The organism is Neorhizobium turbinariae (assembly GCF_023223505.1).
Lineage (GTDB): Bacteria > Pseudomonadota > Alphaproteobacteria > Rhizobiales > Rhizobiaceae > Neorhizobium > Neorhizobium turbinariae.
This window is the reverse complement of the sequence record NZ_JALPRY010000003.1, coordinates 59397-78195: the sequence shown is the minus strand read 5'-3', so window position 1 is coordinate 78195 and position 18799 is coordinate 59397. Positions and strand designations below refer to the sequence as shown.

Here is an 18799-nt window from a genome sequence, read left to right as displayed (position 1 = left end):
TCACGCGTCTCTCTGCTTGGTCTGCCGGTTCACGGCATCCGAGGCGGTCTCGATGTCGTAAGGCATGGAATGTGTTCCGCCGCCATCACCGGCGTCGGCGACGCGCCCGCTCAGGTCGCTGGTGCCGTCGGCACCCCAGACCTTGCGTGCCTTGTTGAGGTCTTTCGATGTCGGATCGCCGCCCTGCTTGTGCGGCACCTCTCCGGTGCCTGAGCTTTTCGCAATGTCGGGTTCGCTGCCACCGAAGTTCGTCGGGCCGGAATTGATGTCCTTGTCTTCCATCGGATCCTCCTTGGGTTCAAGGGGAGAACCAGTGGGCTCCGGCATCGTTCCCGTTCAGCCGCGGCGGCGCTCCACATCATCAGTCGGCGGCGGTTCGAAGCCGAAGACACTGCGGCCGCCCCAGTCATGCGAGCGGTGGAACTCGCCGGCGATGATTTCCTTGAGGTCCGGACCCGTTACGTAACGCTCCAGCTGGCGGGCCTGGTCGTCCAGACGTCTGAGCGCCTGCATCTCCTCCTGCTGGCCGAGCCTTGCCTTGGAGACGGCTGATTTCATCACCCGGATCGTCTCGTCATAGACCCTGATCGGCACCGGAAAAGGCTCGCGATCCTTGCCGCCGTGGGCGAGCGAGAACCGCGCTGGGTCGGAGAAGCGGCACGGCGCACCATGCACCACTTCGGCGACCATGGCGAGCGCGCTGACCGTACGGGCGCCGACACCTGGCGTCAGCAGCAGTTGCTCGAAATCTTCCGGGCCCCGATCGGCGGCCGCCGCGAGCGTCCCGTGCAGCCGCCGCATGTTGACGTCTTCCTCGCGGACATCGTGATGCGTCGGCATGATGAGGTGCGGCAGCATCGGCTGCGCCGTCTCCTTTGTCTTCAAGCCCGGATCAAGTGCAATGACCTCGCGCACGATACGGTCCGGCCCAAGTGTCGCCAGGAGATCGAGCTGCCCTTTGCGCGAGGCTTCGGCGCGTTTGTCGGCAAGGTTGACGATCTCGCCCTGTCGGCGCCCCTCGATCGCGGCATGCGGCGAGTCGACGAAGCTGGTGATGCCTTCCGACAGCCAGTGGTAACGCCGCGCCTGCCGCCTGTCGCCATTCATGCCCTGCTGCACGACGACCCATTTGCCATCGTCAGTGACGATGAAGCCATGCAGGTAAAGGTCAAAGCCGTCCTGCACGGCAGCGCTATCGACCTTGGCGACCAGCCGGCTTGTCTGCGCCAGCGCGGATCCATCGATCCCGACGCGGTTGCCGATGGCGATCAGTTCGTTCGGGGTGGCCCGAGAATTCTTGCCGCGACCGCCGCAGACATGGATGCCGAGGTCCCCGGCCATCGGCGTCAGGCCGCGCTTCAAGGCGCCGATGACGCTGGTGGTGATGCCGGAGGAGTGCCAGTCCATGCCCATGACGGAGCCGAAGGACTGGAACCAGAAGGGATGCGCCAGCCGCCGCAGCAGTTCGTCACGCCCATATTCCATGACAATAGCCTGGGTGATGACCGCGCCGAGCTTGGTCATGCGCTCGCCGAGCCACCGGGGAACCCGGCCGCCATGAAGGGGAAGATCGGCACTGCCTGCGCGTTGAACCATCGCCCGATTATATACGGGCGGCAGCCCTCACGACAGCGAAAAGTTCTTCAAACGTTCCTGCAGGAGCGCAATGGTCGGCGCGTCGGCATTGGCGAAGGCGAACCGCAGATAGTCCTGCTGCTTTTCGCCGAAATAGACGCCGGGAATGCAGACGATACCGGCTTCCTTCGCAAGCTTCTCCGCCACTTCGACGGAGCTATGGCCCGCGAAGGGATGCCGCACGAAGGCGAAATAGGCGCCGATCGCATCAAGCTTCCAGTCGTTGACGGAGCGCATCACGGTCTTCAGGGCCTCGGCGCGGCGGCCGATCTCCTGGCGGTTCGTTTCCCGCCAATCGGCCAGCAGCGGCAGCGCCTGCGCCACCGCAGCCTGGGCCGCCCTCGGGGCGCAGATCTGCAGATTATCCATGATCTTCGCGATCTGTTCGACCGTCGCGGCACCCGCGGTGATCGCGCCCAATCGATGGCCGGGGATGCAGAAGGATTTCGAGAAGCTGTAGAGGCTGATCAGGGTCTCTTCCCATCCGGCCATGGAGAACAGTTCATGCGGCGCGCGTCCCGCTTCCGGCATGAAGTCGCGATAGGTCTCGTCGAGGATCAGCCAGATGCCTTTGTCCCGGCAGAGGTCGAAGATCGCGCGAAGCAGGTCCGGCGGATAGATGGCGCCGGTCGGGTTGTTGGGCGAGACAAGCGCGAGAGCGCGAACCTGAGGCGTGATGGCGGCATCGATCGCCGCAAGATCCGGCAGGAAGCCGCGTTGCGCCTGGCATGGAACGAAGGCGGTCCGAACGCCCATCATCGCCAGCGTGGTTTCGTGGTTGAAGTAGAAGGGCTCGGTCATCAGTACCGTGTCGCCGGCACCCGCCACCGTCATGGCGGCGCAGACGAAGGCCTGATTGCAGCCGGAGGTGATGTGGATGTTGCCCGCCCGAAGCTCAGCGGCATAGACTTGTGAAAGGTGCGCGGCATAGGCCTGGCGCAGCGACAGCTCGCCTTCGATCGCGCCGTAGCCGGTAAACCCGGTCGAGGATCCTGTCTCCCCCAGGAGCCTCAGCATCTCCGGATGGGCCGGATATCCCGGAACCGCCTGTGAAAGGTCGATCAGCGGACCATGGGTTCCGCGGTAGGCCCTGCCCCAGGCGGCAACGGCGGGAACGGGAGGCGGCGAGAGCTTTTCGACAACGGGATTGAAGGAGGACATCGATATTCCGGAGATGCGATTGATTTGTCCCCCTTGTTGATCAGATTATTGGGATACGCAAGGAGAACCGATATGGCGAATGATACGCCTTTGGACGATGGGCAGCCGGAGGACTCAAAGCTCACGCGCACGAAGCGCCAATGGGCCGAGCAAGGCAAGTTCCTCACCGGCCGCATCACGAGGCCTGAAACGGACCGCCTGCCGCCCGGCCAGCACCTGGTGAAGAACTGGCCGGTGCTTGATCTTGGCCAGCAGCCGCGCGTTCCCACTACCCAGTGGAAGCTCGACGTGCGCGGGCTCGTCAACAACCCGATCACCTTCGACTGGGCTGCCTTCAACGCCCTGCCGCAGAGCGAGACGCGCTCCGACATCCACTGCGTCACGACCTGGTCGCGCTACGACAACAACTGGAAAGGCGTCGCCACCCACGACCTTCTGGACGCGGTCGACCCGAAGGACGAGGCGGTTGCGGTGATGTTGACGAGCTACGACGGCTACACCACCAACCTGCTGCTCGCCGACTTCGCGTCGCCGGACGCGATCATCGTGCATTCATGGGAAGGGCAGCCGCTCACCGAGGAACACGGCGGGCCGGTACGGCTCGTGGTGCCGCATCTGTATTTCTGGAAAAGCGCCAAATGGCTGCAGCGGATCGAGTTCCTCAGCCGTGACCAGGCCGGCTTCTGGGAAAAGAACGGGTACCATATGCGCGGCGACCCTTGGGCCGAACAGCGCTATGACGAGGATTGAGAAGGGACGGATGAGGGGCAACCTTGCGCGGTGCCCCTCATTTGCTTTCAGATCAGCTTCTCCAGCGTCACCGGCAACTCGCGGACCCGCTTGCCCGTGGCGTGGAACACGGCATTGGCGATCGCCGGGGCAACGCCGACGATACCGACTTCGCCGACACCCTTGCCGCCCAAGGCTGACGCGTTGTAATCCGGCACCCCGACCGAAATGACCTGGATATCCGGGACATCGGCATTGGTCGGCACGAGATAGTCGGCAACATTGTTGTTGACGGTGCGCCCGTTGCGCATGTCGACCAACCCCTCTTCCAGAAGAGCCTGGCCGATGCCCATGATGATGCCGCCACGCCATTGGCTTTCCACCATACGCGGATTGTAGAGCCGGCCGCAGTCAAATGCCGAGACCATGCGCGACAGGCGCACGGTACCGAAATCCTCGTCCACCCGGACCTCGGCAAAGTGGGCGCACCAGCTGTGCATGGAGTATTCGCCCATGGTCGGTCCTTCCACCTTGGCCATGGTGGTCCAGGCTTGGCGCTGGTCTTCCATGCTCGCGCCATCCGGCAATGTGTTGCGACGGATTTCGAGGACATCGCGGCCGAGCGACTGCATCAGTTCCGGCAGGGTGAGCGACGGGCCCTCCCCTCCCACAGATACCCGTCCACCGCTAAAGGTCAGCGTATTGGCGCCGGTATCGCGCAGCGGCGAGTTTGGCTCGCTGAGCGCGAGCCCGATCAGTTCGTCGCGGGCAGCTGACGCCGCCTTGTGGACGGCGCCCAGGATCGAACCGGCGAGCATCGAGCCGCCCGCAATCGCCGAGCCCGGCATGCGGGAATCGCCAAGATGCACCTCGACCTGATCGACAGGCACGCCGAAGATCTCGGCCGCCGTCTGCGCCAGGATCGTATAGGTGCCCTGGCCCATGTCGATCGCACCGCTGACAACTTCGACCCGGCCATTGCCGAGGATGCGGATCATCGCCTCGCTCGGTGCCTGGATCACCGGGAAGGTGCCGCAGGCCATGCCCCAGCCAATCAGTGTGCGGCCGTCCCTCATCGAGCGCGGCGCGTGATTTCGCTTCGACCAGCCGAAGGCCTCTGCACCCTCGGTCATGGCCTCGCGAAGGCGGCGCGTCGACCATGGCTTGCCTGACTGGTAGTCGCGGTCGGCATAGTTTTTCAGCCGAAGCTCCAGCGGATCCATGCCCAACTGTGCGGCAAGCTCATCCATCGCGGTCTCGATGCCAAACGCGCTCGGGTTCTTGCCTGGGCCACGCAGGGCGCCGGGTGTCACCGTGTTGACCGGCACGACCCGATGTTCGCTCGAAAGATTCTCGACCTTGTACATGATGGGCGTCGCCGCGCCCGTCTGCTCGGGCCAGACGCCATAGGTCGAGGTTTCGCTGGCGCCGCGATGTACGATCGCCTGCAGCACGCCGTCTTTCGTTGCGCCGAGCTTGATCGTTTGGCGGGTTGCCGCGCGTCCACCGTAACCGGTGAAGTTCTGCGGACGCGTCAACGCCAATTTGACCGGCCGACCGAGCTTGCGCGCCGCGAATGCGGCAACGGCACCATGCGCCAGCGCCGCGCCCTTGGAACCGAAACCGCCGCCGATGAAGGGCGAAATCAGGTGGACGTTTTCAAACGGCAGGCCGAACCATTCGGCATAGGATCGGGCCATGCCGTGCGACCATTGGCTCGGCTCCCATACGGTCAGCTGGTCGCCATCCCACTTTGCAGTGAGCCCATGCGGCTCCATCGCCACATGGTATTCCCGCGGTGTCTTGTATTCGGCCTCGACCTTGACCGGTGCGGCGGCATAGGCGGCTTCCGCATCGCCCCAACTGGCGCTGAGATGCTCCAGCAGATTGCCTTCACCGGCATTGGGATCATCAAGGCTCGCCACATGCGGAGCCTCTTCATAGGTCACCCGGATCAGCTTGGCGGCCGCAACGGCCTGTTCCCGGCTTTCCGCAATCACGGCCGCGACCGGCTCGCCATTGTAACGGACCTCACGCGACAGCGGGTAATAAGGTTCGTCCGGGCGATTGCCGCCCCAGTCGGTCGCGACACGCATGCCGAAGTCATCCTCGGGCGTCAGCACCAGGAGAACGCCAGGCGAAGCGAGCGCTGCCTGCGCGTCGACCGAAACCACCCGACCCGCAGGGATGGTGCTCGGCACGAGCACGCCATGGGCCAGATTCTCCACCGGGTGTTCGAGCGCGTATTTCGCCGCGCCGGTGACCTTGAGATCACCTTCAAAACGCGTCTGGCGTCCGCCCACGACGCCGTCGGAGGAATCACCGAATTTTCGAGGTGCCATGATGGTCATGCGAGGTCTCCCAGGCTTGGAGCCAGTTGAAGGATGGCGCGCGCAACGACGCGCGGCGCAAGCTCGATCTTGTAGGCGTTGTCGCCGTGGCTGACGGCGCCTTCCATGGAGAGCCGGCTCGCGCTGCGCACGAGATCCGCATCCAGCGCCTTGCCAATGAGGGCCTGTTCCACCGCAAGCGCCCGCCACGGCTTGGTGGCGACGCCGCCCAAGGCAACGCGGATATCGCTCACGGTCCGACCGTCCGCCTCGAGCTCCAGCCCGACGGCGGCACTGGCTGCTGCAAATTCATAAGACTGGCGATCACGAACCTTGAGATAGACCGACTGCCGGGCCGCAACCGAAGCCGGAACGGTGAGGCCGCGAATGATCTCGCCCGGCTGCAGAAGCGTTTCCCGCTCCGGCGCCTCGCCATAAGGCAGGAAGAAGTCATCCACCGGCACCTGCCGGGTACCGAGATCCACCACCGCGTCAAAGGCCGCAAGTGCGACCGCAAGATCACCAGGGTAGCTCGCGATGCATTTTTCGCTGGTGCCGAGGACGGCGTGGTTGCGGGTCACGCCACCCAAGGCCGAACAGCCGGAACCCGGCGCACGCTTGTTGCAGGCGGGGAAGGCTTGAGGATCCCGAAAGTATGCGCAGCGTGTCCGCTGCAGCAGGTTTCCGCCGATCGTGGCCATGTTGCGAAGCTGCGCCGAGGCGGCCAGCGACAGGGACTGCGCGACAACCGGAAACTGCGTCTTGACCTCAGGATGATCGGCAACGGCGCTCATGGTCGCAAGCGCACCGATCGTCAGGCCGCCCTCGCCGACATTGATCGTATCGAGCCCGGCAAGACGGGTGATATCAACCACCGTATCCGGCTCGGTGACGCCGCATTTGGCGAGGTCGAGAAGGGTCGTCCCGCCGGCCAGCAACATGGCGCCCGCTTGCTGCGCGGCACGGCTTGCCTCTTCCGCGGAGGCGGCGCGAAGGTAGGAGAAGTCTTTCATCACGCCATCTCCGCCGCTTCGCGCACCGCCGTGACGATGCTGTTATAGGCGCCGCACCGACAGAGATTGCCGGACATGTATTCGCGAATCTCTTCGTCGGATCCGGCATGGCCTTCCCGGATGCAGGCAACCGCCGACATGATCTGGCCTGGTGTGCAATAACCGCACTGGAAGGCGTCATGCTCGATGAAGGCGGACTGCACCGGATGCAGTTCGCCATTCGGACCGGCCAGTCCCTCGATCGTCGTCACCTGCCGCCCTTCAGCCTGGGCCGCGAGCGTCAGGCAGGAGAGGACGCGCTTGCCATCGACATGGCAGGTGCAGGCGCCGCACTGGCCCTGGTCGCAACCCTTCTTGGTACCGGTGAGGCCAAGGTGTTCGCGAAGCGCGTCGAGCAACGTGACGCGCGGCTCGACATCCAGGTCATGGCGCTGGCCATTGATGTCGAGCGTGAGATGAATCGTTCGTGTCATGAAAGCTCCTGCTATCGTCACGAGTATGGATTATCGAAAGTCTACAAGGGCTGGCCGAGGCTCGGCCGGACGCTATATCGGTCTTGGTCGTGGGACGCGCCGCGCGAATTCGGCATGACATTCCCCAAACTTCTGGATTAAGAAGTTGAAGGCACTCCGGATAAACGGAGGAGCCTCCGGTTAAGTTAACGGCTTGCAGGTTTTCGTCAAGCCCCCGTTTCCATGGGAGTCAGAATTGGCCGCGGCCGAGCCAGACACAGCCACATCCGCACCGCCGAAGCTTCGGGCAGACGCGCGCCGCAATCGGCAGAAACTGATCGAGGTGGCAGCACTGGCATTCGCGGATAACGGCGCGGAGGCTTCGCTGGAAGACATCGCCAAGCGCGCGGGCGTCGGCATCGGCACGCTCTATCGGCACTTCCCGTCCCGCGAGCACCTGGTGGAAGTGGTCTATCGCCGCGAACTGGAGGCCATGGCCGGCGCGGCGGCGGAACTTTCCGAAAAACATCCGCCCGATGTGGCGCTCGAAGAATGGATGCGCCGCTTCGTGAGCTTCATGGCGACGAAGCGCGGCATGTCGAACAGCCTGCGCATCCTGATGACTTCGCACGGCTCGATGTTTGCAGAAAAGTTCGGCCATGTGAGGGGCGCGCTGGAAACGCTGCTCGTGGCAGCGCGAGACACGGGCGCTGTCCGCGGCGATGTCGATGCGGCGGATGTCATGAATGCCTTAACCAGTATCTACTCTATTCCCGACACGCCGGAATGGCGCGAGCGCTCCCACCGTCTGATCACCCTGCTGATGGACGGGCTGCGCTGCGTCAAATAGGCTGACGCTCCACTCGTTTTCCCATCCAGGCAGTTATCAATGACGCTCCAGGACATTGTGCAGGCCATCGTCGACAAGGCTCAAGGCCGAGATCGCTTTATCGTCGCCATCGCCGGCCCGCCGGGCTCGGGAAAATCGACGCTGGCGGATGCGTTGCGCGAGGCGCTGACCCGGCAAGACGAGACGGCTGAAGTGCTGCCGATGGACGGCTTTCACATGGATAATGCCGTGCTTGAAGCTCGCGGGCTGCTGTCGCGCAAGGGCGCCCCCGAGACGTTCGACGTCCGTGGCCTGATCGATATCCTGCAGGCCGTGCGCGCCGCAAAAGAGGAGGTGCTGGTTCCGGTCTTCGACCGTTCTCGAGAAATCGCCATCGCCTCCGCTCGACCAATCTCACCCGACACCCAAATCGTGCTCACAGAAGGCAATTACCTGCTGGTGGATCAGGAACCATGGTCGCGTGCAGCACCGCTGTTCGACCTGACGATCCTGCTTGCACCATCCGAGCCGGTGCTTCGCGAACGGCTTCGGGCGCGCTGGGTCCACTATGGGCTGGACGAGGCCGGCATCACCTGGAAGCTCGACGGAAACGACCTTCCGAACGGGCGCTTCGTGCTCAAGCATTCCCGCACGCCGGATATCCGCATCGAGACCTTCTGAACCCGCTCAGATCTCGGCGAGCGCCTTGAAGGTCTCGGCGAAGGTGGACGACTTGCGGTAGAAGACGGGAGGACTGCCAATGGGCGACGGAACCGTCACCATCTGGCCCCCGTCATAGACCTCACCCGTCCAGACATGCACCCACGTCTCGCCTTCCGGCAAATAAACCGGACGCTCCGCCTGCGCCGCCTGCCAGACCGGCGCCACGAGCAGGTCACGGCCGTAAAGGTAGGCATCCTGGATGGCATAGGTCCGGCGGTCATGCTCATGGTGCAGGAAGAGCGGCCGCTGCACCGGCAGGCCAAGGGTTGCGGCCTCCTTCGACAGGGTCTTCAGGTAGGGTGCCAGATGCACGTAGATCCGCGTCATCCGGGCGAAATGCGAAAGCACCTCAGGGTCCTGGTCGATCTGGATGTTGTCGCGTGGGCGATTGCCCTCGTGGGAGCGCATCACGGGCGTAAACGCTGCCATCTCGGCCCAGCGCATCAGCAGTTCCGGCGTGCGGACATTGCCGAACAGGCTCGTGTAACCGCCGATGTCGGAATGGTGGTAGGCGTTGCCGAGCAGGCCTGACGAAAGCGCGGCGCACATGACGGTGACGAGCCCGTCGTGGCGCGAGAAGTCCACCGACTGGTCGCCGCCCCACAAAAGCGGGCAATGTTTCTGCACCCCCGTGAAACCGGCGCGCATGAAGAACAGCGCTTCGCCCGTCTTGCCTCGGCTCGCCACCGCCTTGGCGTTGACTTCCGCCCAGAGCGTCGGCCAGGCATTGTGCATCAGCTTTGCGTCGATGCCGTTTCCGAGTTCGACGTCGATCGGCAGGTATTCGCCGAAATCGGCCATCCAGCCGGAAAGGCCATAGTCCAGCATCCGCCGCCCGATCACCTCCTCGGCAAACCATTCGGCTGCTTCGGGATTCGTGAAGTCGACAACGCCGCAATCGAACTCGCCGAAGTCGACGATCGCGGTGCGACCCAGCTGGTCCTTGGCGAAATAACCGGCCGCCTCGGCTTCCGGAAACAGCGAACCGTCGACGCAGAGATACGGGTTGACGTAGCCCAGGAAGCGGATGCCCTGCTCGTTGAGCTCAACGATCTTGTCGCGCAGGCCTGGATAACGCGTTTCGTTCGCCTGCCAGTCCCAGAACAGCCGCGACCCGAAGGATGTCTGGCGAATGCCGACCCAGTCCTCGCACCAGAGGCCAGACACCTGCACGCCCGCGGCCCGCATGGTTTCCAGCCGGGAGAACGAATTCATCCCGTCCTTGAGGCCAATGATTGCCCCGCGATAGACCCAGTCCGGCAATTCCGGCTGGCGGCCGAACCGCAGCGACAACTGCTCGACAAGTTCGATGAAGCTGGGCGCCGAGTGGAACTCGATCCGCTCCGGCACCGCCCAAACCTCGATCTCATGAAATGCCTCGCGGCGGAAATCAAAGACCGAGTAAGCAGTCGACTCGACATGCAGCGCATAACGGCGCGACGAGACATAGGTCGGCTGGGGATAGTTGGTGTTGTAGTAGTCGCCGCCGGCCTTCGCCATGTCCGACTTGAAGGTGATCTCCGTGGTCTTGTCGCGTCCGACCCCAGGTTCCGAGGTCCAAAGCGGGAAGCGGCGCCCGCGCATGTCGAAATAGGACATCTGCTCGCCGCCGCCCCAGACATGCTCGTCACCTTCCGCCTGGATGCGAATCCAGAAACGATTGATGCTGTTATCGAGCGAGCGGAAATGGATATGGGTACCGGCCAGCGTCATCTCGAGCCGCGGTGCCATTCCTTCCGCTTGCGAGAAGCTGATGCGGCTGCCTTCGACTGTCACGTGGCGCAGCGCACTGCGCTCGGTGATGTAGTCCTCGATCTCAAAGTTGCCGCGGTACATGTCCATGCGCTCCTGGCCATGACCGACGTAGATGGCAGGCGCGGCCGCCGAGTGGCGCAGCAGAACCCGGTCATCGAGAAGAAGCGAAAAACCGTCAGGCGTTGTTTGCAGCTGCATTTTGCGGGCACTCAGATCCATGGAGACTTACCTCAGGCGTGACACGTAGCGAGCCACGGCGTGGTCGAACCATGTACGGGAAACTTCCGCGACCGCGCCGTCCTGCGACTGGCTGGTTCGCAACACATGCGCGATCGGCGCGCCGGGCTTCTGCCCGAATTCCGGCGGCGCCCAGTCCGGCACCTGGTCGAGATCGATCCGGTCTTCCGCCCGCACGATCCAGAGATTGAGGCGTGTCCGGTAGAAGAGATAGAGCGACTCGGAAAGGTCCTCGGCGGCAATCACCGGCGCATAGGACCCGTCGAGCCAGATCTCTTCCAAAGCGGCGACCTGGCCGGACAGACGCCGGATGCGGCGGATGCGATGACCTTCCGGCGAAAAGCCGAAGCGGGGCAGGTCCTTCGGCTTGTCGAGCCGCGACACGTCGATGATTTCGGCCGTCGGCAGCCCACCGCCCTTGATGAGTTCGAGGCGGAACATGGCGTAGACGCTCGCCGGGTCGCTGACGGCGCGGATGTAGTTGCCCGACCCCTGCACCCGCTCGAGCAGGCCACGGTTCTGCAGTTCCGCCAAAGCCTTGCGCAGCGTGCCGATCGCGATACCGAGCTCTGCCGCCATATCCCGTTCGGGCGCAAGCTTTTCGCCATCCACCAGCCGGCCGGCGGCGATATCGCGCACCAAAAGCTCGGTGATCTGCAGATAGATCGGGAGGCTGCCCGGCCGGCTTTCCATTCGTGCGCGTCCCCTCCTCCAGGGCTTCCCAAAGAAAATTGATACATCATTGATCTACACATATCTGGGTGATATGCAAGAGACATGCGGGAGGCCGCGAGGAGGATTTTGATGACTGTTGTGCCCATTACGTCGCCCGATCTCGATGCAGCCGAGGTCTCCTGGTTTTCGGCCCTCTGCTCCGACGACTACGCCTATCTCGGCGTGCCGGACGACGCGCTGAAATCCAGCTGGGAGCATTGCTCTGACATTGTAAAGCGGGCCGAAGCACTGGGATTTCGCAACATCCTCTGCCCCTCCTCCTACCAGGTTGGTCAAGATACGCTGAGCTTCGTGGCAGCCGCCTCGCAGGTAACCAGCAAGATCAACATGCTCGCCGCCATCCGTTGCGGTGAGATGCAGCCGATCATGCTGGCCCGCACGGTCGCCACGCTCGACCACATGCTGAAAGGCCGGCTGACGCTCAACGTGATCAGCTCGGATTTCCCCGGCGAAGTCGCCGACAGCGCCTTCCGGTATCGCCGCAGCCATGAGGTGGTGCAGATCCTGCGCCAGGCCTGGACGCGCGATAAGATCGATCACGAAGGCGAGATCTACACCTTCAAGGGCGTCACCACGGAGCCGGCACGGCCATACCAGCAGAATGGCGGTCCACTGCTTTATTTCGGAGGGTATTCGCCGGATGCACTGGAACTCTGCGGCGCCCAATGCGACGTCTACCTGATGTGGCCGGAAACGAAGGACCAACTCGCCGAACGGATGAAGGCCGTCCATGCACGGGCCGAGGCGCATGGCCGCACGCTCGATTACGGCCTGCGCGTCCACATGATCGTGCGTGACACGGAACAGGAAGCCCGCGAATATGCCGAGCACCTCGTCTCCAAGCTTGATGACGAATACGGCCAGTTGATCCGGGCCCGCGCCCATGACAGCAAGTCGCTCGGCGTCTCGCATCAGGCAAAGGCGCGCGAACTTGCCGACAAGTTCGGTTATGTCGAGCGGCATCTGTGGACCGGCATCGGCCGTGCCCGCTCCGGCTGCGGCGCCGCGCTCGTCGGCTCGACGGACCAGGTCCTGTCGCAGATCGAGGAATACCAGAAGATGGGCATCCGCGCCTTCATCTTTTCCGGTTACCCGCATCTCGACGAAGCCGAACATTTCGGCCAGAAAGTTCTGCCACAACTGAAAACCTGCTCGCTGCCGCACGCCTATGGCCGCGTTCCGACTGAAACTCCCGCAACGCCGCTCGGCACAGGAAAACGTCACTGATGACTTCTACCCAGATTGATCGCGTCGCACTTTCGCCAGAACTCGAACTGAGCCGCCTCGTCTACGGCATGTGGCGCATCGGCGACGATGCCGACACCTCGCCCAGGCACGTGCAGGCCAAGATCGAAGCCTGCCTCGAGCAGGGCATCACCACGATGGACCATGCGGACATCTATGGTGGCTATACAGCCGAAGCGATCTTCGGCGCAGCCCTCAAGCAGGCGCCACAGCTGCGCGACCAGATGGAAATCGTCACGAAATGCGGCATCGTCGCGCCGGCCGGCCGACATTCCGCGGTGCGCGGCAAGCACTATGATACGAGTGCCGAGCACATCAACGCCTCGGTCGAAGCCTCACTGCGTGATCTCGCCGTCGACCGTATCGACCTGCTGCTGATCCACCGGCCGGACCCGTTCATGGATCCGGACGTCACCGGCCCGGCACTCGATGCACTCGTTGCCTCCGGCAAGGTGCGCGCGGTCGGCGTTTCCAACTTCCGTCCCTGGGATTTCTCGCTGCTGCAGTCGTCCATGGAAAGCGAACTGGTGACCAACCAGATCGAAATGAGCCTGATGGAAACCAGCGCCTTCACCAATGGCGATCTCGCCTACCTGCAGGAGCGCGCGATCGCTCCCATGGCATGGTCGCCACTTGGTGGCGGTTCGCTCTTCAAGAACGCCGGCCTGATGTCGATCCTTGAAGGCGTTGCCGGCGAACAGGGCGTCGATGCCACCGCTGTTGCCGTTGCCTGGCTTCTGGCCCACCCGGCCGGCATCCTGCCGGTGCTCGGCACCAACAACCTCGACCGCATCAGGAAGATTGGTGAAGCAGCCCGCCTGACGATCGACCGCCAGACCTGGTTCGAACTCTATTCCGCAGCCATCGGGAAGGAAGTTCCATGACGATTGCCGTCGAAACGGTGGGGGCAAGCGAGCATGTCTTCGTGCCGGATACCTCCACCGCGAAGCACTACCGCAACGCCCTCGGCACCTTCACCACGGGCGTGGCGGTCGTGACGGTGAAAACCCCGAACGGGCCGATCGGCATGACGGTGAACAGCTTCACCTCGGTGTCTCTCGATCCTCCGCTGGTTCTCTGGTCTCCGGCCAAAAGCTCCTCCCGCTACGCGGCCTTCATGGCCGCCGATCACTTCGCCATTCATGTCCTGAGCGCGGAACAGGATCTCATCAGCACCCGGTTCACGCGCGGCGGGCTCGGCTTCGACGACCTGCCCTGGCAGGAAAACAGCGAGGGCGTGCCGGTGATCCAAGGAACGCTTGCCCGGTTCGAATGCGCGCTTGCCAACCGGCACGACGCTGGGGACCACACGCTGATCCTCGGCCGGGTGCTGCGGGCCGCGCACCGGGAGGGCGAGCCGCTCTGCTTTTCGCGTGGCACCTTCGGCCGCTTCCAAAGCCACTAAACATTTGACCGACGCAGGCGGAGCAGATTAGGCAGGTGAGACACCCTACCGAAACAGGCTCTCCATGACGATCATCAGACCTGACATCAGCGCCCGTGCTGCGGCAGCGCCACGCAGTGGCATCGGCGAAATCGTGACCTATGCGCGCGGACGCGAAAACCTGATGCCGCTCTGGATCGGCGAAGGGGACCTGCCGACACCCGACTTCATCACCCGCGCCGCAAGTGACGCACTGCTCGCCGGCGAAACCTTCTATACCTGGACGCAAGGCATCCCGGCGCTTCGCGAAGCGATCGTGCGCTACTACGCACGGCACTACGGCCGGGAATTGTCAGTCGACAACATCTACGTCACCGGCTCCGGCATGCAGTCGATCGTGCTGGCAATCCAGACCGTTGCCTCTTCCGGTGACGAGATCATCTACCTCTCACCTGCCTGGCCCAATGTCGTGAACGCCATGACGGTGGCGGAAGCAAAGCCTGTGACGGTGGAACTCGGATTTACCGACGGCCGCTGGGTGCTGGATGCCGAGCGGCTGGAAGCGGCCGTCAATTCGAAAACCCGCGCCCTGTTCATCAACTCCCCGTCCAACCCGACAGGATGGACCGCAACGCTGGACGACCTGAAGGCGGTGCTCGAGCTTGCCCGCAAGCATGGCCTCTGGATCATCGCCGACGAGATCTACGGCCTCTACCACTTCAACGGCGGCCGAGCGCCATCCTTCATGGATGTCATGGAGCCGGATGACCGGATCATCTTCGCCAACTCGTTTTCCAAGAACTGGTGCATGACCGGCTGGCGCGTGGGCTGGATGGTGGCGCCGGCGGAAACGGGCCAGACGCTCACCAACCTCATCCAGTATTCGACCTCCGGTGTCGCCCAGTTCATGCAGCAGGGTGCGATTGCCGCCCTCGACCACGGCGATGACTTCATTCGCACCAACATCGAACGCGCCCGCACCTCGCGCGACATCCTCTGCGACGCACTGATCGCGACGAACCGGGTCGAGACGCGAAAGCCGGATGGCGCGCTTTATGCCTTCCTGAAGATCGACGGCGTCGCCGACAGCCGCGCCGAAGCCTTCCGCATTGTCGATGAGACGGGTGTCGGTATGGCGCCGGGCACGGCGTTTGGACCGGGGGGCGCGGCCTTCATGCGCGCCTGCTATCTGCGCGATCCGGGCCAGATCGAAGATGCCGCCCAACGCTTGAGCGATTATATCCGCCGGCGCTGAAACGACTGAGGGGCCCGAAGGCCCCTCTTTTCATGTCTACTCTTCAAAGTCCTCAGCCACCGGCGCCGGCCGGCTGCCCGAGATGATCTCGCGCTTGCCGACATGGTTGGCAGCACCAACCAGGCCCTCCTTTTCCATCCGCTCGACGAGCGAGGCGGCACGGTTGTAGCCGATCGACAGGCGGCGCTGGATATAGGAGGTCGAGCACTTGCGGTCCTTCATGACAACCTTCACGGCCTTCTCGTAAAGATCGTCGCTGTCGTCACCGCCCATGGCGCTCTTGTCGAACACCGCTTCCTGCGAACCCTCGTCCTCCTCGGCGCTTTCTTCATCCTCGGTCACGGTGCCGAGATAATCCGGGCGACCTTGCGTCTTGAGGTGGCGCACGACGAGTTCGACTTCCGCATCCGACACGAAAGGACCATGAACGCGCGAGATGCGCCCGCCGCCGGCCATGTGCAGCATGTCGCCCTGGCCGAGCAGCTGTTCGGCGCCCATTTCGCCGAGGATGGTGCGGCTGTCGATTTTTGACGTGACCTGGAAGGAAATGCGCGTCGGGAAGTTTGCCTTGATCGTGCCGGTGATGACATCGACCGAGGGACGCTGCGTCGCCATGATCAGGTGGATGCCCGCAGCACGGGCCATCTGCGCCAGACGCTGGATCGCGCCTTCGATCTCCTTGCCGGCGACCATCATCAGGTCGGCCATCTCGTCGACGATGACGACGATGTAAGGCATCGGCGACAGGTCAAGTTCCTGTTCCTCGTAGACGATCTCGCCAGAGCTGCGGTCGAAGCCGGACTGCACGCTGACGGTGATCACCTCGCCCTTTTCGCGAGCCTGCGCGGCACGCTGGTTGTAGCCGTCGATGTTGCGAACGCCAAGACGCGACATCTTGCGATACCGGTCTTCCATCTCGCGCACGGCCCATTTCAGCGCCAGCACCGCCTTCTTCGGATCGGTTACGACCGGGGTCAGCAGGTGCGGGATGCCGTCATAAACGGAGAGCTCCAGCATCTTCGGATCGATCATGATCAGGCGGCATTCTTCCGGACGAAGCCGGTAGAGCAGCGACAGGATCATGGTGTTGATGGCAACCGACTTGCCCGAGCCGGTAGTACCGGCAACGAGCAGGTGCGGCATCTTCGCAAGTTCAGCGATGACAGGCTCACCGCCGATCGTCTTGCCAAGGCAGAGCGCCAGGCGCTGCTTGGTTTCCCAATAGTCCTCGCACTCGATAAGCTCACGGAAATAGACGGTTTCGCGGGTGGCGTTCGGCAATTCGATGCCGATGACATTGCGGCCGGGCACGACTGCGACACGTGCCGAGAGCGCCGACATGGAGCGGGCGATATCGTCCGAGAGGCCGATCACGCGGGAAGACTTGACGCCAGGTGCCGGCTCGAACTCGTAAAGGGTAACCACCGGGCCCGGGCGGACATCGATGATCTCGCCGCGAATGCCGAAGTCCTCCAGCACGCTTTCCAGAAGACCGGCGCTCTGCTGCAGGGCGTCCGGCTGCAGCGCCTGGCCCCGTTCGCCCTGCGGTTCCTGCAGGAGCGAGATCGGCGGGAATTCGTACTCGGCGACATTCGGACGAACGCTGCGGGCGCGGCTTGGAGCGGGTTGCGGCTGGGCGATCGAAACGGGCGCCGGGGTCGGAATGGTCGCGACGGGCGTTGGAGCTTCAACCGGTGCCACGACGGCGGGTGCAGGCGCGACGACGGCTGCAGCCGGCATGGCAGCAACGACAGGCTCGGGCGTTGCCGTCAGGGCAGGACTGGGCCGCGCGGTAACCTGAGGGCGCGGCGACGCTGCAACCACGACCGGGCGTGCAGCGACCTTGCGCGGCACCTCGCGATAAAGGGCAGTCACCGGCGCGCCCGGCTGGTGAACAACCGCCTGCGGGACGAACTTCGCCCGTGCCACTGGCGTCTCGGCGACACCCGGGCCTTCCAGTTCGAAAGGCATGGCCTCCCAGAAGGCGAAGTCGGAGATCGCGATATCGTGGCGCGGTGCGGCAACAACCGACGGCTCCACAACAGATGCAGGCGTTACCGGCGCAGCGACGATCGGTGCAGGCGCTACCGGCGCGGCCATTGCTGATTCAGGATCCGGCTGCGGCGGCACGAATCTCTTCACCTCCGGCGCATGGTAGCGCATGGTCGCTGCCAGCCGCTGCAGGCCGGTGATCTGCTCCAGCGGATCAACAGGCGCCGGCGCCGAATCGATGACCGGTGCCGAGGGCGCAACCTGGGGAACCTCCTGTGGGGGAATCACCTCGATGGGTTCGACGACGGCTTCCACGAGGCGGGCGGCCGCCTGCTCCAGCGGAACGCGCCCACCGTTGTTCTTACGGCCGAGCACGCTTTCCGGCGTGCGTGTGAAACGCACGTTCGGCGCAAGGCGGAAGGCCGCCTGCCACGGCGCCTGCTCCAGAACCGGCTGGTTAAAATCCGCCAAGCTCTGCGGGCGCGGGGGTTGCGGCGCCATCTCGACTCCATCGTCGCTGGCGCCCGCATTGTCGGAACTCTGGGGGAGATTATGGCGTGTGAACTGCATGAGAACCGTACGATGAACAAGGAGGGTACATTAGGACATGAAGTAGAAAATAAAGGTTAACTGGTCCTTTCCAGCGCCCCATCGCGGGACGAATCCCACCGCTCATTTCCCAGCCGCTTGCCAAGCATGCTGCACTGCGTCATTCCTATAAGAATGCCTGCGCCCGATCTCACCATCCTGGTCATCGATGAAAATGCCATCCGTGCTTCCATCATCGAGGAAGGGCTGCGGGAGGCCGGTTACAACCACGTTACGGTGGTTCAGGAAGTCAACGGAATTGCCCGCATCATCGAAACGGCGAAGCCGGATGTGATCGTCATCGATATCGAGAATCCGAATCGCGACATGATGGAGCATCTGTTCCAGCTCACCCGCACCGTCAGCCGGCCGATCGCCATGTTTGTCGATCGCTCCGATACAGCGCTCATTGAAGCAGCGATGGAGGCTGGCGTTTCGGCCTATGTGGTCGATGGTCTGAAAAAAGAGCGGGTCAAGGCCATCCTCGACATGGCCGTACACCGCTTCAACGCCTTCAGCCGCCTGCAGCGGGAACTGGCGGAGGCAAAATCGGCGCTGGAGGAGCGCAAGATCATCGAGCGCGCCAAGGGCATTCTGATGAAGATGCGCGGGCTCTCCGAAGAGGAGGCCTTTGGGCTGCTGCGCCAGACCGCGATGAACGAAAAGAAGAAGATGTCGGATATCGCCCAAAGCGTCGTCACGGCCGCTGGGTTGTTGATGTGATGGCGATGAGCAA

The 18799-nt window shown here is 63.5% G+C and carries 17 protein-coding genes; 8 read left to right on the top strand and 9 right to left on the bottom strand.

Going from position 1 to position 18799, the window contains the following annotated elements:
• From M0654_RS02480 to M0654_RS02470, 3 genes are read right to left on the bottom strand one after another with little or no spacing between them, the layout of a single operon-like run.
• The gene (locus M0654_RS02480; RefSeq protein ID WP_248681690.1) at nt 1–282 is read right to left on the bottom strand and encodes a hypothetical protein; all 282 of its coding nucleotides are present in this window, start codon (nt 280–282) and stop codon (nt 1–3) included.
• A gap of 54 nt (nt 283–336) precedes the next feature.
• Nucleotides 337–1596, bottom strand: a complete 1260-nt coding sequence (locus tag M0654_RS02475; protein ID WP_248681689.1) for a DUF763 domain-containing protein — start codon at nt 1594–1596, stop codon at nt 337–339.
• A 27-nt stretch (nt 1597–1623) separates the two neighbouring features.
• Nucleotides 1624–2796 (bottom strand): aminotransferase, encoded by a 1173-nt coding sequence (locus M0654_RS02470; RefSeq protein WP_248681688.1) that lies wholly within the window; start codon nt 2794–2796, stop codon nt 1624–1626.
• 72 nt (nt 2797–2868) lie between these two features.
• On the opposite strand from M0654_RS02470, the gene M0654_RS02465 reads away from it, so the two are divergent.
• Nucleotides 2869–3546 carry a sulfite oxidase-like oxidoreductase gene (locus tag M0654_RS02465; RefSeq protein ID WP_248681687.1) on the top strand — a complete coding sequence of 226 codons (678 nt, stop codon included), beginning with the start codon at nt 2869–2871 and terminating at the stop codon, nt 3544–3546.
• 47 nt (nt 3547–3593) lie between these two features.
• Here M0654_RS02465 and M0654_RS02460 read toward each other — a convergent pair whose 3' ends face one another.
• The 3 genes from M0654_RS02460 to M0654_RS02450 are packed head-to-tail and all read right to left on the bottom strand — an operon-like array spanning nt 3594 to nt 7341.
• On the bottom strand, nt 3594–5876 hold the full coding sequence (locus tag M0654_RS02460; RefSeq protein ID WP_248681686.1) for a xanthine dehydrogenase family protein molybdopterin-binding subunit: 2283 nt from the start codon (nt 5874–5876) through the stop codon (nt 3594–3596).
• Entirely contained in the window at nt 5873–6868 is a 996-nt protein-coding gene (locus M0654_RS02455; RefSeq protein ID WP_248681685.1) for an FAD binding domain-containing protein, read from the bottom strand. Before M0654_RS02455 ends, M0654_RS02460 begins: the two co-directional genes overlap by 4 nt.
• Nucleotides 6868–7341 (bottom strand): (2Fe-2S)-binding protein, encoded by a 474-nt coding sequence (locus M0654_RS02450; protein ID WP_248681684.1) that lies wholly within the window; start codon nt 7339–7341, stop codon nt 6868–6870. Before M0654_RS02450 ends, M0654_RS02455 begins: the two co-directional genes overlap by 1 nt.
• A gap of 235 nt (nt 7342–7576) precedes the next feature.
• Here M0654_RS02450 and M0654_RS02445 point away from each other — a divergent pair, with 235 nt between their 5' ends.
• Nucleotides 7577–8170, top strand: coding sequence for a TetR/AcrR family transcriptional regulator (locus M0654_RS02445; RefSeq protein ID WP_248681683.1), 594 nt, complete (start codon nt 7577–7579; stop codon nt 8168–8170).
• A gap of 39 nt (nt 8171–8209) precedes the next feature.
• Entirely contained in the window at nt 8210–8830 is a 621-nt protein-coding gene (locus tag M0654_RS02440) for a nucleoside triphosphate hydrolase (protein ID WP_248681682.1), read from the top strand.
• Between the two features lie 6 nt (nt 8831–8836).
• Here M0654_RS02440 and M0654_RS02435 read toward each other — a convergent pair whose 3' ends face one another.
• Nucleotides 8837–10825: an alpha-glucosidase gene (locus M0654_RS02435; RefSeq protein WP_248681765.1), complete on the bottom strand. Its 1989-nt coding sequence runs from the start codon at nt 10823–10825 to the stop codon at nt 8837–8839.
• 27 nt (nt 10826–10852) lie between these two features.
• A complete protein-coding gene (locus M0654_RS02430) occupies nt 10853–11557 on the bottom strand; it encodes a GntR family transcriptional regulator (RefSeq protein WP_248681681.1) in 705 nt (234 codons plus the stop codon).
• 111 nt (nt 11558–11668) lie between these two features.
• Between M0654_RS02430 and M0654_RS02425 the strand changes: the two genes are divergently transcribed.
• From M0654_RS02425 to M0654_RS02410, 4 genes are all read left to right on the top strand, one after another.
• Complete coding sequence (locus M0654_RS02425; protein ID WP_248681680.1) at nt 11669–12826, top strand: LLM class flavin-dependent oxidoreductase; 1158 nt, start codon at nt 11669–11671, stop codon at nt 12824–12826.
• 14 nt (nt 12827–12840) lie between these two features.
• A complete protein-coding gene (locus M0654_RS02420; protein ID WP_248681763.1) occupies nt 12841–13728 on the top strand; it encodes an aldo/keto reductase in 888 nt (295 codons plus the stop codon).
• Nucleotides 13725–14249, top strand: coding sequence for a flavin reductase family protein (locus M0654_RS02415; protein ID WP_248681679.1), 525 nt, complete (start codon nt 13725–13727; stop codon nt 14247–14249). The genes M0654_RS02420 and M0654_RS02415 overlap by 4 nt, the downstream gene beginning before the upstream one ends.
• 64 nt (nt 14250–14313) lie before the next feature.
• Nucleotides 14314–15483, top strand: coding sequence for a pyridoxal phosphate-dependent aminotransferase (locus M0654_RS02410; RefSeq protein WP_248681678.1), 1170 nt, complete (start codon nt 14314–14316; stop codon nt 15481–15483).
• A 36-nt stretch (nt 15484–15519) separates the two neighbouring features.
• Here the strand turns inward: M0654_RS02410 and M0654_RS02405 are convergent, their stop codons facing one another.
• The gene (locus M0654_RS02405; protein WP_390919452.1) at nt 15520–17976 is read right to left on the bottom strand and encodes a DNA translocase FtsK; all 2457 of its coding nucleotides are present in this window, start codon (nt 17974–17976) and stop codon (nt 15520–15522) included.
• A 195-nt stretch (nt 17977–18171) separates the two neighbouring features.
• On the opposite strand from M0654_RS02405, the gene M0654_RS02400 reads away from it, so the two are divergent.
• On the top strand, nt 18172–18786 hold the full coding sequence (locus tag M0654_RS02400; RefSeq protein ID WP_390919450.1) for an ANTAR domain-containing response regulator: 615 nt from the start codon (nt 18172–18174) through the stop codon (nt 18784–18786).
• Nucleotides 18787–18799: the final 13 nt, after the last annotated feature.

What these genes read in the sequence shown, in the direction of transcription:
- M0654_RS02480 (WP_248681690.1), bottom strand. Translation starts at nt 282, where the DNA reads ATGGAAGACAAGGACATCAATTCCGGCCCGACGAACTTCGGTGGCAGC.
- M0654_RS02475 (WP_248681689.1), bottom strand. Translation starts at nt 1,596, where the DNA reads ATGGTTCAACGCGCAGGCAGTGCCGATCTTCCCCTTCATGGCGGCCGG.
- M0654_RS02470 (WP_248681688.1), bottom strand. Translation starts at nt 2,796, where the DNA reads ATGTCCTCCTTCAATCCCGTTGTCGAAAAGCTCTCGCCGCCTCCCGTT.
- M0654_RS02465 (WP_248681687.1), top strand. Translation starts at nt 2,869, where the DNA reads ATGGCGAATGATACGCCTTTGGACGATGGGCAGCCGGAGGACTCAAAG.
- M0654_RS02460 (WP_248681686.1), bottom strand. Translation starts at nt 5,876, where the DNA reads ATGACCATCATGGCACCTCGAAAATTCGGTGATTCCTCCGACGGCGTC.
- M0654_RS02455 (WP_248681685.1), bottom strand. Translation starts at nt 6,868, where the DNA reads ATGAAAGACTTCTCCTACCTTCGCGCCGCCTCCGCGGAAGAGGCAAGC.
- M0654_RS02450 (WP_248681684.1), bottom strand. Translation starts at nt 7,341, where the DNA reads ATGACACGAACGATTCATCTCACGCTCGACATCAATGGCCAGCGCCAT.
- M0654_RS02440 (WP_248681682.1), top strand. Translation starts at nt 8,210, where the DNA reads ATGACGCTCCAGGACATTGTGCAGGCCATCGTCGACAAGGCTCAAGGC.
- M0654_RS02435 (WP_248681765.1), bottom strand. Translation starts at nt 10,825, where the DNA reads ATGCAGCTGCAAACAACGCCTGACGGTTTTTCGCTTCTTCTCGATGAC.
- M0654_RS02430 (WP_248681681.1), bottom strand. Translation starts at nt 11,557, where the DNA reads ATGGAAAGCCGGCCGGGCAGCCTCCCGATCTATCTGCAGATCACCGAG.
- M0654_RS02425 (WP_248681680.1), top strand. Translation starts at nt 11,669, where the DNA reads ATGACTGTTGTGCCCATTACGTCGCCCGATCTCGATGCAGCCGAGGTC.
- M0654_RS02415 (WP_248681679.1), top strand. Translation starts at nt 13,725, where the DNA reads ATGACGATTGCCGTCGAAACGGTGGGGGCAAGCGAGCATGTCTTCGTG.
- M0654_RS02410 (WP_248681678.1), top strand. Translation starts at nt 14,314, where the DNA reads ATGACGATCATCAGACCTGACATCAGCGCCCGTGCTGCGGCAGCGCCA.
- M0654_RS02405 (WP_390919452.1), bottom strand. Translation starts at nt 17,976, where the DNA reads ATGGCGCCGCAACCCCCGCGCCCGCAGAGCTTGGCGGATTTTAACCAG.
- M0654_RS02400 (WP_390919450.1), top strand. Translation starts at nt 18,172, where the DNA reads ATGCTGCACTGCGTCATTCCTATAAGAATGCCTGCGCCCGATCTCACC.